Here is a 15,097-nt window from a genome sequence, read left to right as displayed (position 1 = left end):
TGTCCGTGTGAGGCCTTGCTCACACGGACATTTTCGGTGGACTCTCCGTACGACTAGTGCGCGCTGGCCTTCTCCGCGCCGATGCCGGTGAGGGAGCGAACCTCCATCTCTGCCTGCTTGTCCTTGCTCTCGGTGTCCTTCGAGATCAGCGTTCCGACGATGCCGAGGACGAATGCCAACGGGATCGAGACGATGCCGGGGTTGGACAGGGGGAACCAGGCGAAATCCGATCCGGGGATCATCGACGTCGGCGATCCGGAGACGGCCGGGGAGAAGACGATCAACACGATGGTGGAGATCAGACCGCCGTACATGCTGAACAGCGCACCGGTGGTGGTGAAGCGACGCCAGAACAGCGAGTAGAGGATGGTCGGAAGGTTCGCGGCCGCCGCGACGGCGAACGCGAGTGCCACCAGGAAGGCGATGTTCTGGCCGTTGGCGAGAATGCCGAGACCGATGGCGAGAAGACCGATGACGACGGCGGTGATGCGGGAAACCTTGACCTGCTTGACGTCGTCGACCTTGCCCTTCTTGATGACGCTGCCGTAGATGTCGTGGGCGAACGAGGCCGAGGCGGTGATCGTCAGTCCGGCGACCACGGCGAGGATCGTCGCGAAGGCGACCGCAGAGATGATGCCGAGCAGGATCACGCCGCCGAGTTCGAAGGCCAACAGCGGAGCAGCGGAGTTCTGACCACCGGCCGAGGCCAGGATGCGGTCGGGTCCGACGATCGCTGCGGCTCCGTAGCCGAGAACGAGGGTGAACAGGTAGAAGGCACCGATGAGCGCGATGGCCCATACGACGCTGCGGCGAGCTTCCTTGGCGGTGGGCACCGTGTAGAAGCGCATCAGCACGTGCGGCAGACCCGCGGTGCCGAGCACGAGGGCGATACCGAGCGAGAGGAAGTTGATCTTCGAGGTGGCACTGCCGCCGTACTGAGCCCCGGGCTCGATCACGTCACGCGCTGCCACGGCCTCGTTCGCCGATCCGGCCACCATGGTCTGCGCGCTGCCGAGGAGCTCGGAGAAGTTCAGGCCGAACTTGGCGAGCACGAGGACGGTCATGAATGCTGCGCCGGTGATGAGCAGCACGGCCTTGATGATCTGTACCCAGGTGGTGCCCTTCATGCCGCCGATGAGAACGTAGGCGATCATCAGCACGCCGACGACGGCGATGACGATGGATTGTCCGGTGCGGTCGGAGATGTCGAGCAGCAGAGCGACGAGTCCGCCTGCGCCCGCCATCTGCGCGAGCAGGTAGAACAGTGAGACCGTCAGCGTCGACAGTGCCGCTGCGGTGCGAACCGGGCCCTGCTTGAGCCGGAAGCTCAGCACGTCCGCCATCGTGAATTTGCCGGTGTTCCTGAGCAATTCGGCGACGAGGAGTAGCGCGACCAGCCAGGCGACGAGGAAGCCGATGGAGTACAGGAAGCCGTCGTAACCGTAGACGGCGATGGCACCTGCGATACCGAGAAAGCTTGCCGCCGAGAGGTAGTCGCCCGCGATGGCGACACCGTTCTGCGGTCCGGAGAAGCCGCCGCCCGCGGTGAAGAATTCCGCGGAGGTCGAGTTCTTCTTCGATGCGCGGATGACGACGGTCATCGTGATGAGAACGAATGCACTGAAGATCGCGATGTTGACGAGGGGTTCACCGACGGTGGTCTCGGCGGCCTGGGCTAGTACGTTCACGGCAGGAGTGGAGCCTGCGGAATGACCGATCATGAGTTCTTCGCTCCCTGGGAGGTTTCCATCTCGGCGCGCAGAGCTGCAGCGCGAGGATCGAGTTCACGGTTGGCGAACTTCACGTAGATGCCGGTGATGGCGAACGTGGTGACGAACTGGCCGAGGCCGAGCAGCAGACCGACGTTGATGTTGCCCCACACCTTGGTCGACATGAAGTCGACGGCGTAGGTGCTCAGCAGCACGTAGAGGACGTACCAGACCAGGAAGAACCCGGCCATCGGGAACACGAAGCTACGCAGGCGACGGCGGAGTTCCTGGAACTCCGGACTGGCCTGCATGTCGACGAACGCTTGCGCGTCCGGTGGCGAATTGGTTTCCGGTGCGGTCACCTTGAACTCCTGAAGTAGATGTGAGCTGTGGCTGTGTCGGAACACTAATGAGAGTCAGGTCACAAAATCAGGAGGTGGCCTCGATCACACGGCGGGCTGCGGGTGTGTGCGACGAGCGGTCGAAAGTGGCAGCCGAGCGGGGAGACGGGCGTTTTCAGAGTTCGCGCTCGCGGTCACGCCCCATGTCGAGCCCCTCGGGTAGGTGCAGTCTCGCGAAGATCCGGGAGATGTCCGGCGGCACCGACTTTCGAGTGGCCAGGCTGACCACGAGCATCGAGATGAAGGCGACGGGAACGCTCACTGCAGCGGGATAGCCGAGGATCGCCGACGCCCAACCACCGAGAACGGCCTCGGAGATGGGGGTGACGACGGAGATCGATGCGGCCACCAGTGCGATGCCGCCGCCGAGAAGCAGTCCTGTCGCTGCCCCCGCTGCGGTGAGTCCGCGCCACCAGATTCCCAGTACGAGCAACGGGCAGAGGGTGGATGCGGCGACCGCGAAGACGAGTCCGACGGTACGCGAGAGATCGAGCGAGACCACGCCGATCGACAGCGCCAGCGGTACTGCACCAGCGAGTGTCGCGGCGATGCGGAAGTCTCGGACCCGACCCGACAGGACATCGGTGCTCAGTACACCTGCGATGCTCACCAACAGCCCCGACGAGGTGGACAGGAAGGCCGCGATGGCACCCGCGGCGACGAGCGCGGCGAGCAACTGCCCCGGAATCCCGGACAGCACGGAACCGGGCAGCAGCAGGACAGCCGCGTCCGATGCCCCGGTGATCAGCAGTTGCGGTACGTACAGCCGGGCGAACACTCCCAACACCGTCGGGAACAGGTAGAACATTCCGAGCAGCGCCAGGACGGTCAGTGAGGTCAGCCGTGCCGCTCGACCGTCGGGGTTGGTGTAGAACCGCACCAACACGTGCGGGAGGCCGAGGGTTCCGAGGAACGTGGCCAGAATCAGTGAGTACACCTGGTACAGCGGATGCGCTCCGCCCAGGCCCCCGCCGGGCATCGCCCAGGCCCGGTCGGTCGTCGGCGCCCCCGCGACGACAGGCACGGGAGATCCGGCGTCGAGGGTGAGCGCAGTGCCCGAGCCCAGCTGATGCTGGCCCGCGTCGAGCCGAACCCGTCCCTCGACATTCTCGCGGTCGAGGGTGCCTGCCACGGTGACGACGATCGGGGAATCCACCTGCACCAGAACATCGGTGGTGATGTCGACGACGGTCTGTTCGGTCACGGTCGGCGGTGCCGGGCTGCCGACGATGCGGTCGTCGGAAAAGAAGTGCACGGCCAGGACCAGTGCGGGGATGGCGATCGCGGTGAGTTTGAGCCAGTACTGGAATGCCTGCACGAAGGTGATCGAGCGCATCCCGCCGCCGACGACGTTCGCGATGACGATAAGCCCGACGGCCAGGGCACCGACCCATCCGGGCACCCCCAGCAGAATGTTCAGAGTCAGGCCGGCACCCTGAAACTGGGGCACCAGGTACAGCCCGCAGATGACGACGACGGCCAGCATCGCAACGGTGCGCAACCACGGTGCGCCGAGTCGGAATTCGACGAAATCCGGAACGGTGTACGCGCCGCTGCGGCGCAGTGGAGCGGCGACGAACAGCAGCAGACCCAGGTAGCCCGCCGTGAAGCCGACCGGGTACCACAGTGCATCGGCGCCGTACTTCGCGATGAGCCCGGCAACGCCGAGAAACGATGCAGCAGAGAGATACTCACCACTGATGGCGGCAGCGTTCCAGCGCGGACCCACGCTCCGCGAGGCGACAAGGAAGTCCGAGGTGGTGCGCGCCAGCCGTACCCCGTAGATGCCGATGCCCACGGTGGCCAGCGCTGCCAGAAGCAGCGCGATCACCGTCGCAACGGGAATGGATCCGTTCACCTACCTCTAGTCCTCGACCAGCCCGACGAACTCGGTCTCGTTGCGCTCGGCCCGGCGCACGTAAGCCCAGCCGACCCCGAACAGCAGCGGATAGATCGCCACCCCCAACACCAACCACGGCAAGCCGATACCGAACGGTGCCACCTGGCCGATTCGCGCGAGCAGCATGCCCAGCAACGGGATGGCGAACAGAATCGACAGTGTCATCACCGCCAGGCGCACCGACAGCAACAGTTGCGCCCTGACCAGACTGCGGACCAAGGCGTCACCGACCTCGGTCTGCTCCTGTACTTCGACGCGGGTGCGCACCATCCGGGCACCTCGACGCTGCGAGAGCACCACCCGCTCACGGTTCGGTTGACTCATCGCCGCACCCGCGTCATCGGGACGACCACGACTGCAAGGGCCCGCGGACCAGTCTGTCCTTGAGTTCGCGTGCATGCCTGCGACTGACCGGCAGTTCGCAGGCGGCCAGATCTCCGGTTCCGCGCAGGCACACCACCAGACCCGAACCGACACTTCGGATTCCCGTCACCAGCCGCAGCGAGACCAGGTAGGAACGGTGCACCCGCAGGAATCCTGCATCGACCCAGCGACTTTCGAGGGTCGATATCGGGATGCGTACCAGGTGCGAGCCGGTACCGGTGTGCAGTCTGGCGTAATCGCCGTCCGCCTCCACCCACGCGACCGACGACCGGTGCACCAAGGTGGTGGTTCCACCGAGTTCGACGGGGATGACCTCATCGGCCGCGGTGTCAGCGGACTCGGCGGGTCTACGACGCGCGAGCAGTACCCGACGAACGGCCTCGGCCAGTCGGTCCTCGCGCAGTGGCTTGAGCAGATAGTCGACCGCGCCGAGATCGAACGCCGCGAGAGCCCGATCATCATGGGCGGTGACGAACACGACGGCCGGTGGCCGCGCGAACGCCGACAGGATGCCCGCCAGTTCGAGGCCGTCGAGGCCGGGCATGTTGATATCGAGGAACACCGCGTCGACGACGGGTTGCCCGGGACCGACGGTGTTCTGAATCTGCCGCAGGGCAGTGGTGGCGTCCTGCGCGGTGAACACCGCGGCGACGGCGTCCTGCCTGCGGAGCAGGAAGGCGAGTTCGTCCAGTGCCGGACGCTCGTCGTCGACGGCGAGGACGGTCAACCCGCGGCCGGGGTTGGTGTTGGCGGCCTGAGTCATGCGCGCACCCCCGGCCTGAATTTGGGCACCCGCATGCTCACCTTGGTGCCTGCGCCCGGTGCAGTGTCCACGACGAGACCGTAGTCGTTTCCGAAGGCTGCCCGCAGCCGATCGTCCACGTTCGCCAATCCGACGTGGGCGGCCTCCTCGGTGTGCAAACTGCCCGAACGCAACAAATCGGGGTCCATTCCCACCCCGTCGTCCTCGACGCTGATGACGGCGTCGGTTCCCTCGTCGGCGGCGATGATCGTCACTCGGCCGCCGTCGGCCTTGCGGGACAGCCCGTGCCGGACGGCGTTTTCGACGAGCGGCTGCAGCGCGAGAAACGGCAGAGCAACACCCAACACCTCGGGCGCAACCTGCAACGAGACCTGCAGAGAATCACCGAAGCGGGCCCGTTCGAGTGTGAGATACCGATCGATATTGCGCAGTTCGTCGGCGAGCACCGTGAATTCGCCAGCGTTGCGGAACGAGTATCGGGTGAAGTCGGCGAACTCGAGCACCAACTCGCGTGCCTGATCCGGATCGGTTCTCACGAACGACGCGATGGTGCTCAGTGCGTTGTAGATGAAATGCGGACTGATCTGCGCGCGGAGCGCCCGCACCTCGGCTCGGTCCAGTCGAGCTCTCGACGCGTCGAGCTCGGCGAGCTCTATCTGCCCGCAGGCGTACCGCGCGACCTCGGTGATCGCGCCGAGCATGCCCGGACCCGGCTCCTCGATCAGGGCCGCTCCCAGCACCCCGACGACCGGAGAATCGTCCACCAGCATGGGCTGCACCACCAGAGCCTTGACGGGGTGAATCGAACCGAGTGGTAGGCGCACCAGGACGCGGCGCTGTCCGTCGACGGCTCGTTTGGCTGCTTCGACGAACGCCGGGGTCAGCTCGTCCCACGGTCCGTCCCAGGCCAGCAGGGAGCCGTCGGGATCGCCGATGCCCAACGCGTCGGCTCCGGTGAGCAACCGGAGGTGCGGGGCGGCGGCTGCGGCCGAGCGGGCATCGAGTCCGTCGCGCAGCGGCTTGGCCGCCAACGAGGCGGTGTGCAGGGTGGCGTGTACGGCCCGTTCGGCCGGTGTGGTCAGATCACGCCGTCCGCGCAGGCTGATGACGGCGATCACCGTGACGATCGCTGCCACCATCACCGCGAGCACGGCCAGGGCTCCGGTCATCGTGGGCACGTACTCGACGGCGGCACGTTCAAGAACCGGTCGACGAGCCAGTCGACGCCGATACTGTTGGCGGCCAGCTCGGCGTGGCCCTGCTGCGCTTCGGATCGAAGCTCCACGTCCTGGCCCAGGTCGCAGGCTTTCGCAACCGCCGAACGCGTCCAACTCGGGTCGATCAGATCGTCGCGCTCGCCGACCAGGACCAGTAGCGGCACCGCGGTACGCGATCTCGGCAGCGCCACCGATTCGAGCCAGTTCGTCATCCGATCTGCTGCCTGCTCGGTGGCCGGAACAGCGTCGGCGGGGTCGATGACGGCTCCGGCGTCGGCCTTCCGGAAGCCGAGCAGGTCGCTGCAGGCCGTCAGTGCGGTCACATTGTCGGCGAAGGTGCCGCGGATGTACTCCGAGCGTTCGGCGCTCGGATCGGCGACGTGCAACCCCTCGAACAGATACGGCACCAGCAGCTGACGCGACAGGGTCTGTTCGGTCTCCGGGGCGAAGAATCGGGTCAGATCGGCGGTGGGCGAGAGCGCCGCGGCACCCACCATCTGTAGGCCGTCGCCGTAGTCGGCATTTCTCTCGGCGGCCGCCCATACCGCCTGCCCACCTTGCGAGGTACCCACGGCGCCCCACCTGGTGCCGACCTCGGGCACTACGTTGCGGGCCGCCCGCACCGCGTCGATGATGTCGTAGGCCGCCGCGTCGGGGTCGAGATAGGCCGGGTCACCCGGCGTGCCGAGCCCCTGATAATCGGTGACCACCACCACGGTGCCGCGCTCGAGGAACGGCGTGACCAATCCGATGCTGCCCAACAGGTTCGGGTAGAGCGAGGGCGCGCATTCGTCGGTGACTCCGGTGGTGCCGTGCCCGACCGAGACGATCGGCCAACCGCCAGGGGGCGCAGATCCCTTGGGCACGAACACTGTTCCCGATGTCTGCGTGCTCCCGCCGGTCACTCCGTCGGTGGTGCGATAGACGATCTTCGTGGCCGTGCCGCCGAGGTACGCGACACCGATATCGACCTGACCGAGCAGCATGGACGAGACGATCTCGCCGCGTTCGGAGCCCTCGGGTGCCGTCAGCGGAGTCGGGGGCGGCGGTGTGGGCGCAGCGACGGGCGCACTGCACGCAGCAAGGGCGAACACCAGTGCCGCGGCGGCCACCGGTCCGGTCGACCTCACAGTCTCTGCGCTCCTACGTTGTTCGTCGCATCGGTCATCGTCCAGATCGTGCGTCGGCTGGATCGAGCGTCGGCTAGATCGAGCGTCGTTCGATGCGAGCCTCCGCCGCAATCTCCTCCACGTCCAAGCCATTCAACACTGCTCGTAACGCTTCGTCGTCCAACTCCCCCGAGTCACGGGCGGCAATGAGCGCTGCCCGCTGCGCGACCAGGACGTTGTGGCGCAACGAATCGAACATCGCACCTGCCGCGGCGATTCGCTTCTCCCGATCCTCGGTCTCCTCGGCGTCCAACCGGGCAAGCACCGACCGGCGCACCCGCTCGATCACTTCACCGACCCGTTCCCGGTCCACGCCGGCGATCCCCTGTTCCGCCGCTCGCTTCAGATAGTCCTCAGCCGCCGTGCGCGCGATGGCCTGGGAGAGCAACCGCTGATTGTCGTTGCGCTGCTGCTCGAGTGGATCGGCGACATCCATCCTTCGAATCAACATCGGAAGGGTCAGCCCCTGCAGCAGCAACGTGCCGACCGCGACGACGAAGGCGACCGCCTGAATCACCGCGCGGCCGGGAAACTCGTCACCCACCACCGTGGTCAGCGGCACACCGGCGGCCGCGGCGAGGGTGACCACGCCACGCATCCCGGCCCAGGAAAGCACCAGGTTCTGTTGCCAGGTCAGCCCGGGCTCGCTGGGTTCGCGCCGCCGAAACAGCCGCCTGAACACCAGGCTCCGTCCGGAATTGGCGAAGATCCAGGCCGGACGAACCGCCATGACCACCAGGAGCACCAGCAGCGCGTACGCGAACACGTGGTGGACCGGCAACCCCTCACGTTGCACTTCTTGGACCACGAATTTGAGTTGCAGACCCATGTACGCGAAGACGAATGCTTCCAGAAGAAGATCCAGTGTCGGCCACACCTGCCGTTCCTGGACCCTCGTGGCAACCGAGACATCGGCCGTGACGCGGCCCAACACGAAACCTGCCGTGACGACGGCGAGGACGCCCGAGGCGTGCAGTTCCTCGGCTGCCAGATATGCGGTGAACGGCAACACCAGGCCGAGCACGGTCTCGAGCGCAGAATCGGCAATGCGCGTACGGACGAAACGCACGATGCGAGACAGGGCCAACCCGACCAGCACACCGCCGATGATCTCGTAGGCGAAGAACAGCAACGGCGAGCCCAGTTCGATTCGACTGCCCGTCACCGACGCGACCGCCAGGGTGAACAGGGTCAGCGCCGCCGCGTCGTTCACCAGGCTCTCCCCGGTGAGAATGGCCATCATCCGCGCCGGCAGGCCCAGCTTGCGGCCGACGGAGATCGCGGACACCGCGTCGGGTGGGGCAACGACAGCGCCGAGCACCAGCGCCGCGCCCAGCGTCACTTCCGGGATCAACAGATTCGCGAACCAGCCGACGACGAACGTCGTCACGATCACCATGACCAGGCCGAGCCGAAGAATGGGGCCGAGATTTCGCCGGAAGGTGACGAACGAGAAATCCAGCGCCGCGGAATACAGCAGCGGCGGAAGCACAACCCCGAGGATCAGCTGGGGTGAGAGGCTGACATGCGGAACACCTGGAACGAACGATGCGATGGACCCGACGGTCACCAACACCAGCGGGACCTGCAGGTCCAGTCGCTTGGCAAATCCGGCGACCGCGATCGCGAAAATGACTACGAGAAGAAGTATCGGTCCGTCCACACCGACGATTGTGCCGTCAGCCGCACCCTCGAGCGCGACCGACGGCACCGAACCACCGGATAGGTCCTACTTGTCCGGAATCGCCTTCTTGGCTGCTTCCTGGACCTTGTCGACCTTGTCGGCGTACTTACCGTCGGTCTTGCTGTCGATGAAGTCCCCCGCCTTGTCCACGACGTCGTCGATCTTGTCCGAGTTCTCGGCTGCGAGGTCCTTGCCCTTGTCGACGAGACCCTTCAAGTTGTCTGCGAAGCCCATGACCCACTCCTTGTTCATCAGATCGTTCGGAACACCTGCATCCTACGTATTACCCTGCCGATTACGCAGCGCCGTTCCCACCCTGTTGACCACCTCGACCAGCGCGATACCGATCCCGCCGATGATCAGCGCACTGGTGGTGGCTCCGACGTTGGAAGGGTCGAGCTTGAAGAAGGTGCGGCAGAACGGAATTGCGAACAGCACCAAGTAGCCACCGACCGATCCGGCGAGCAGCAGCACCTTCCACCAGTTGTAGGGCCGCGCGACGACGGCCAACACCCACAGGGCGATCATGATCAGGGTGATCAACGCGGTCGTACTGGCCTGGGTCACCTGGACCTCGGTGGCGTTCGGCCCGGCGTAGGCCAGCAAATAGGACACGAAAGTACACGATCCGACGATCAATCCGGACGGGACGGCCAGCCGCATCACCCGCGAGACGAAACCGCTACGGGCCCGCTCGTTGTTGGGCGCGAGCGAGAGCACGAACGCCGGGATACCGATGGTGAACCACGCGGCTATCGTCACGTGCCGCGGCAGAAACGGATACGGAATCGGCTCGAAGTGGAAGATCTGCGAGAGCACTCCGGTGAGCCCGATGAGGAACGCGAGCAGCACCGAGTAGACGGTCTTGGTGAGGAACAGATTCGAGACGCGTTCGATGTTGCCGATGACGCGTCGCCCCTCCCCCACGACATAGGGCAGCGTTGCGAATTTGTTGTCCAACAACACGATCTGCGCGACGGCACGGGTGGCAGCACTTCCCGATCCCATCGCGACGCCGATGTCTGCGTCCTTGAGAGCCAGGACGTCGTTGACACCGTCACCGGTCATCGCGACCGTGTGGCCGCGAGATTGCAATGCGCCCACCATCGTTCGCTTCTGATCGGGCCGGACCCGGCCGAACGTGGTGGAGTTCGCCACGGCATCGGCGAGTTGTTCGGATTCCTCCGGCAGCTCTCGTGCGTCGACCGGGGAGTCGCCGCCCGGCAGGCCGAGAGACCCTGCGACCGCGCCGACCGAGACGGCATTGTCCCCGGAGATCACCTTGACCTCCACGTGCTGACTGGCGAAGTACTCCAGCGTCTCTCGCGCGTCCTGGCGCACCTTCTGCTCGAGGATCACCAGTGCCCGTGGGGTGACGGTGCCCGGTGCGTCGATGTCGTCGACGGCACGATCGGAGCCGGCGAGCAGCAGCACTCGCAGACCCCTCGATCCGACTTCTTCGGCCTCTCGCGCCGCGTGCGACTGGGGATCGAGCAGCACGTCCGGGGCACCGAGCACCCAGTTTCCGTGCTCGCCGTAGGACGAGCCGCTCCATTTCTTGGCCGACGAGAACGGGGCAACGGCACTCTGCGTCCACCCCGGCGCATCCGGGTAGGCCTCGGCGACGGCCTGCACACTCGCGTTCGGCCGCGGATCGTCATGCGCCAGCGATGCGAGAGCGGCTGTGACGGAATCGGAATCGGCGTCGTCGAGCAACACCACCTCGTGCAACCGCATCCCGTTCTCGGTGAGGGTGCCGGTTTTGTCTGCGCAGACCACGTCCACGCGGGCGAGGCCCTCGATCGCGGGCAATTCCTGCACCAGACACTGCCGTTGACCGAGCCTGATCACGCCGACCGCGAAGGCGATCGAGGTCATCAGCACCAGACCTTCGGGGACCATCGGCACCAGAGCGGCGACCATGCCGTTGAGGGCCGGTCGTAGCGCCTGGCCGCTGGAGAACAATTGGTTGTAGATGATGAGCACACCGGCCGGGATCATCAGGTACGTGATGAACTTCAGGATCTTGTCGATGCCGCTTCGCAGTTCGGACTTGACCAGGGTGAACTTGCTGGCTTCCTCGGCGAGCTTGGCGGCGTAGGCGTCACGGCCGACCTTCGTCGCGCGGTACGCCCCACTGCCCGCCACGACGAAGCTACCCGAAAGGACCTGTGCCGCTTCCGTTTTGTGCACGGCATCGGCTTCACCGGTGAGCAAGGACTCGTCGATCTCGAGGCTTTCGGTCTCGATCACCTCACCGTCGACGACGATCTGGTCGCCCGGGCCCAACTCGACGATGTCGCCCAGGACCACCTCGTCGGGAGCCACCTGCTTCGAGACGCCGTCGCGTCGCACCTGAGGCTTGTTCTGGCCGACGATGGCCAAGCGATCCAGCGTCCGCTTCGCTCGAACTTCCTGGATGATTCCGATGCCGCTGTTCGCGATGATCAGCAGTCCGAACATGCCGTCGATCACCGAGCCCGTCGAGAGCACGATGATCAACAGCACACCCAGGATCGCGTTGATCCGCGTGAACACGTTGCCGCGGACGATATCGCGAACCGACCGAGACGCACGGGCCGGAACGTCGTTCGACTTCCCCTCGGCGGTGAGCCTGGCGACTTCCGCCTCGGTCAGACCGGAGTCACGCAGCGCATCGGCGTCGATAGACATGAGTGCAGCTTAATCCCGGTTCGGTCAGCCCAGCCGCGCCCACCAACGATCGTCGGTCACGGTTCGTGTGCCGTCCATACGCTGTCCAGGCATCGGCACTGCCACCTGGACCCCGACGTCCTGAGCTGCCTCGTGCAACCGCACGATCGGCTCGGACCACGGGTGGAAAGCCAGGTTGAACGTGGCCCAGTGAATAGGAACGAAAATGCCCGACGCCGTCAGATCGACGTGCGCGGTGACCGCTTCCTCGGGGTTCATGTGGACATCCGGCCACCGGGGGTCGTACGCCCCGACGGGGAGGAGGGTCATGTCGAACGGTCCGTAGTTGCGGCCGATCTCGGCGAACTTCGGTGTGTACCCGGAGTCGCCACCGAAGAAGACGCGCCTGGTGGGGCCCGCGAACGCCCAGGACGCCCACTGCGTCGAGTCGCGGGTCAGACCGCGGCCGGAGAAGTGCCGAGCCTCGGTGCACGTGAGGGTGAGACCGCCGATCACCGTCTGCTCGTCCCAGTCCAGTTCGATGATGCGCTCCTCGGGCACCCGCCACTTGCGCAGGTGTGCGCCGATCCCCAACGGAACCACGAAGGGGGCCGACTGTGTCCGCGTCAGCTGCTGCACCGTCGCCTTGTCGAGGTGGTCGTAATGGTCGTGCGAGACGACGATGGCGTCGATCCTCGGCAGATCGGTCAACTCGACCGGCGTCGGATGCAGACGCGCAGGCCCCACCACCGAAGAGGGCGAGACACGATTGCTCCACACCGGATCGGCGAGGATGCGGTAGCCGTCGACCTCGACGAGCACGCTGGAATGGCCGTACCACGTGACCGCCAGCTCGCCCGCATCCACCGGCGCGATCTGCGGGGCGAGCGGGATCGGGCGTTGCGGCCTGCCTCTGCCACGTTCGGTGAACAACGAGACGACGATGTTCTTGTGCCCTTTGTCCGCGCGACCGGGCAGGTAGCTGGAACTGGGGTCGGAATTGTGGAATCGCCGGTCGCGGTACCGCGGCGAGCCTGCCGCGTACGGGGTTATCTGTGCCCGCCGGGCACCGATTGCCGAGGGCAGACCCCACATCGCACGCGCCAACCAAGCCCCGCTCGAGGCGGCGACAGCACCCAATACCAACTTCGTCTTCGTCACGGCCACCACAGTAGGCGGGTCCGACGTCTTCGCAGCTCACCCGTAGCCTTGCCGTAGAATATCCGCGTCGGTTTTGCAGCTAGAAGGGGAGACATTGAGTACCGAACAGCTCGAATTCCAGGCGGAGACGCGTCAGCTCCTGGATCTGATGGTGCACTCCATCTACTCCAACAAAGACAGCTTTCTCCGTGAACTGATCTCGAACTCCTCGGACGCGCTGGACAAGCTGCGCCTGGAGTCGTACCGCAACAAGGACCTGGACGTCGACGTATCGGATCTGCACATCGAGATCGACATCGACTCCGCGGCCCGCACTCTCTCCATCCGCGACAACGGCATCGGCATGTCGCGTACGGAGGTCATCGACCTGATCGGCACACTGGCCAAGTCCGGCACCGCCGAGGTCCGCAAGAAGCTCAAGGAAGCCAAGGATGCGGCCGCATCCGAGGAACTGATCGGCCAATTCGGAATCGGCTTCTACTCCACGTTCATGGTCGCCGAGAAGGTCACCCTGCTCACCCGCAAGGCCGGCGAGAGCACGGCCACCAAGTGGGAGTCCACCGGTGAGGGCACCTACGAGATCACCGATGTCGACGACGCCCCGCAGGGCTCCTCGGTGACGCTGGCGCTCAAGCCCGCCGACGAGGAAGACCACCTGCACGATTACGCGTCCGAGCGCAAGATCAAGGAACTGGTCAAGAAGTACTCCGATTTCATCGCCTGGCCCATTCGCATCGACGTCGAGAAGCGAGTCAAGAGCGAAGAGGAGGGCGGCGAGGACACCGTCACGATCGAGACGGAGACGATCAACTCGCAGAAGGCGCTGTGGACCCGCTCCAAGGACGAGGTGTCCGAGGACGAGTACAAGGAGTTCTACAAGCACGTCAGCCACGCCTGGGACGAGCCGCTCGAGGTCATCCCGTTCAAGGCCGAGGGCACGTTCGAATACCAAGCGCTGCTGTTCATTCCGTCGCAGGCACCGTTCGACCTGTTCATGCGGGAGAGCAAGGCGGGCGTGCACCTGTACGTCAAACGCGTGTTCATCATGGACGATTCGCAGGAGCTGCTACCCGAGTACCTGCGGTTCATCAAGGGTGTCGTGGACGCAGCAGATCTCTCGCTCAACGTCTCTCGCGAGATCCTGCAGCAGGACCGGCAGATCCGCGCGATCCGTCGCCGCCTCACCAAGAAGGTGCTCTCCACGGTCAAGGAACTGCAGAGCGAGCAGCCCGACAAGTACACGACGCTGTGGTCGCAGTTCGGCACGGTCCTCAAGGAGGGCTTGATCTCGGACTCCGACAATCGCGAAACCCTGCTGGGCATCTCGTCGTTCGCGTCCACTCACTCCGAGGAGGGCGTGACGACTCTGGCCGAGTACGTGGACCGGATGAAGGACGGACAGCAGCAGATCTACTACATGACGGGCGAATCCCGCCAGCAGATCGAGAGCTCGCCGCACATGGAAGCGTTCAAGGCTCGTGGCCTCGAGGTGCTGCTGCTGACCGACTCGGTCGACGAGGTGTGGGTCGGCAACGTCACCGACTTCGACGGCAAGTCGTTCCAGTCCATCGCCAAGGGCGAGGTGGACCTCGACACCGAGGAAGAGAAGAAGGAGGCCGAGGCCAAGCGCGAGGAGCAGGACAAGGAGTTCGCCGACCTGCTCACCTGGCTGACCGAGACTCTCGGCGAGGACGTCAAGGAGGTACGTCTGTCGACGCGCCTGACGACGTCACCGGCCTGCGTCGTCGGCGACGAGTTCAGTTTCTCCCCGCAGCTCGAGAAGATGTACAAGGCCTCGGGCCAGTTCGTGCCGACGTCCAAGCGCATCCTCGAGCTCAACCCCACCCACGAGCTGGTGACGGGCCTGAAGAAGGCTCGCGAGGATCGCAGCGATGATCCGCATCTCGCCGAAACCGCCGAGTTGCTCTACGCGACTGCGCTGTTGGCCGAGGGAACGGATCTGAAGGATCCCGCGAAGTTCTCCAAGCTGCTCGCCGACCGCCTCACCCGCACGGTATAAGGCTCCGTCGTCGTGCGCCTTTTGCGTACATATAGGT

Annotated in this window: 12 protein-coding genes; 1 reads left to right on the top strand and 11 read right to left on the bottom strand. The window is 65.3% G+C overall.

Annotation, left to right across the window (positions count from 1 at the left end):
* Positions 1-53 precede the first annotated feature (53 nt).
* From ACOQFP_RS03120 to ACOQFP_RS03070, 11 genes are all read right to left on the bottom strand, one after another.
* Positions 54-1,721: a cation acetate symporter gene (locus tag ACOQFP_RS03120; protein ID WP_421583415.1), complete on the bottom strand. Its 1,668-nt coding sequence runs from the start codon at positions 1,719-1,721 to the stop codon at positions 54-56.
* Complete coding sequence (locus tag ACOQFP_RS03115) at positions 1,718-2,020, bottom strand: DUF485 domain-containing protein (protein WP_421583457.1); 303 nt, start codon at positions 2,018-2,020, stop codon at positions 1,718-1,720. Before ACOQFP_RS03115 ends, ACOQFP_RS03120 begins: the two co-directional genes overlap by 4 nt.
* Before the next feature lie 205 nt (positions 2,021-2,225).
* Positions 2,226-3,968: a cation acetate symporter gene (locus ACOQFP_RS03110; protein WP_421583414.1), complete on the bottom strand. Its 1,743-nt coding sequence runs from the start codon at positions 3,966-3,968 to the stop codon at positions 2,226-2,228.
* Between the two features lie 6 nt (positions 3,969-3,974).
* Positions 3,975-4,334, bottom strand: coding sequence for a hypothetical protein (locus ACOQFP_RS03105; RefSeq protein WP_206488138.1), 360 nt, complete (start codon positions 4,332-4,334; stop codon positions 3,975-3,977).
* Between the two features lie 13 nt (positions 4,335-4,347).
* Positions 4,348-5,157: a LytR/AlgR family response regulator transcription factor gene (locus tag ACOQFP_RS03100; protein ID WP_421583413.1), complete on the bottom strand. Its 810-nt coding sequence runs from the start codon at positions 5,155-5,157 to the stop codon at positions 4,348-4,350.
* Positions 5,154-6,326, bottom strand: coding sequence for a sensor histidine kinase (locus tag ACOQFP_RS03095; RefSeq protein WP_421583412.1), 1,173 nt, complete (start codon positions 6,324-6,326; stop codon positions 5,154-5,156). The genes ACOQFP_RS03100 and ACOQFP_RS03095 overlap by 4 nt, the downstream gene beginning before the upstream one ends.
* Positions 6,323-7,504, bottom strand: coding sequence for a lipase family protein (locus ACOQFP_RS03090; protein ID WP_341244978.1), 1,182 nt, complete (start codon positions 7,502-7,504; stop codon positions 6,323-6,325). Before ACOQFP_RS03090 ends, ACOQFP_RS03095 begins: the two co-directional genes overlap by 4 nt.
* 73 nt (positions 7,505-7,577) lie before the next feature.
* Positions 7,578-9,206 carry a Na+/H+ antiporter gene (locus tag ACOQFP_RS03085; RefSeq protein ID WP_206488131.1) on the bottom strand — a complete coding sequence of 543 codons (1,629 nt, stop codon included), beginning with the start codon at positions 9,204-9,206 and terminating at the stop codon, positions 7,578-7,580.
* A gap of 66 nt (positions 9,207-9,272) precedes the next feature.
* The gene (locus ACOQFP_RS03080) at positions 9,273-9,461 is read right to left on the bottom strand and encodes an antitoxin (RefSeq protein WP_206488129.1); all 189 of its coding nucleotides are present in this window, start codon (positions 9,459-9,461) and stop codon (positions 9,273-9,275) included.
* A gap of 42 nt (positions 9,462-9,503) precedes the next feature.
* Positions 9,504-11,900: an HAD-IC family P-type ATPase gene (locus tag ACOQFP_RS03075; RefSeq protein WP_421583411.1), complete on the bottom strand. Its 2,397-nt coding sequence runs from the start codon at positions 11,898-11,900 to the stop codon at positions 9,504-9,506.
* Between the two features lie 24 nt (positions 11,901-11,924).
* Complete coding sequence (locus tag ACOQFP_RS03070) at positions 11,925-13,040, bottom strand: MBL fold metallo-hydrolase (protein WP_421583410.1); 1,116 nt, start codon at positions 13,038-13,040, stop codon at positions 11,925-11,927.
* 94 nt (positions 13,041-13,134) lie between these two features.
* Between ACOQFP_RS03070 and htpG the strand changes: the two genes are divergently transcribed.
* Positions 13,135-15,060 (top strand): molecular chaperone HtpG, encoded by a 1,926-nt coding sequence (htpG, locus tag ACOQFP_RS03065; protein WP_341245138.1) that lies wholly within the window; start codon positions 13,135-13,137, stop codon positions 15,058-15,060.
* Positions 15,061-15,097 lie beyond the last annotated feature (37 nt).

It is taken from the genome of Rhodococcus sp. MALMAid1271 (genome assembly GCF_049195265.1).
Taxonomy (GTDB): Bacteria; Actinomycetota; Actinomycetes; order Mycobacteriales; family Mycobacteriaceae; genus Rhodococcoides.
The sequence above is the reverse complement of the archived record's forward strand: the minus strand, read 5'-3'. Positions and strand labels throughout refer to the sequence as shown.

What these genes read in the sequence shown, in the direction of transcription:
- ACOQFP_RS03115 (WP_421583457.1), bottom strand. Translation starts at nt 2,020, where the DNA reads ATGCAGGCCAGTCCGGAGTTCCAGGAACTCCGCCGTCGCCTGCGTAGC.
- ACOQFP_RS03105 (WP_206488138.1), bottom strand. Translation starts at nt 4,334, where the DNA reads ATGAGTCAACCGAACCGTGAGCGGGTGGTGCTCTCGCAGCGTCGAGGT.
- ACOQFP_RS03100 (WP_421583413.1), bottom strand. Translation starts at nt 5,157, where the DNA reads ATGACTCAGGCCGCCAACACCAACCCCGGCCGCGGGTTGACCGTCCTC.
- ACOQFP_RS03075 (WP_421583411.1), bottom strand. Translation starts at nt 11,900, where the DNA reads ATGTCTATCGACGCCGATGCGCTGCGTGACTCCGGTCTGACCGAGGCG.
- ACOQFP_RS03080 (WP_206488129.1), bottom strand. Translation starts at nt 9,461, where the DNA reads ATGGGCTTCGCAGACAACTTGAAGGGTCTCGTCGACAAGGGCAAGGAC.
- ACOQFP_RS03120 (WP_421583415.1), bottom strand. Translation starts at nt 1,721, where the DNA reads ATGATCGGTCATTCCGCAGGCTCCACTCCTGCCGTGAACGTACTAGCC.
- ACOQFP_RS03095 (WP_421583412.1), bottom strand. Translation starts at nt 6,326, where the DNA reads ATGACCGGAGCCCTGGCCGTGCTCGCGGTGATGGTGGCAGCGATCGTC.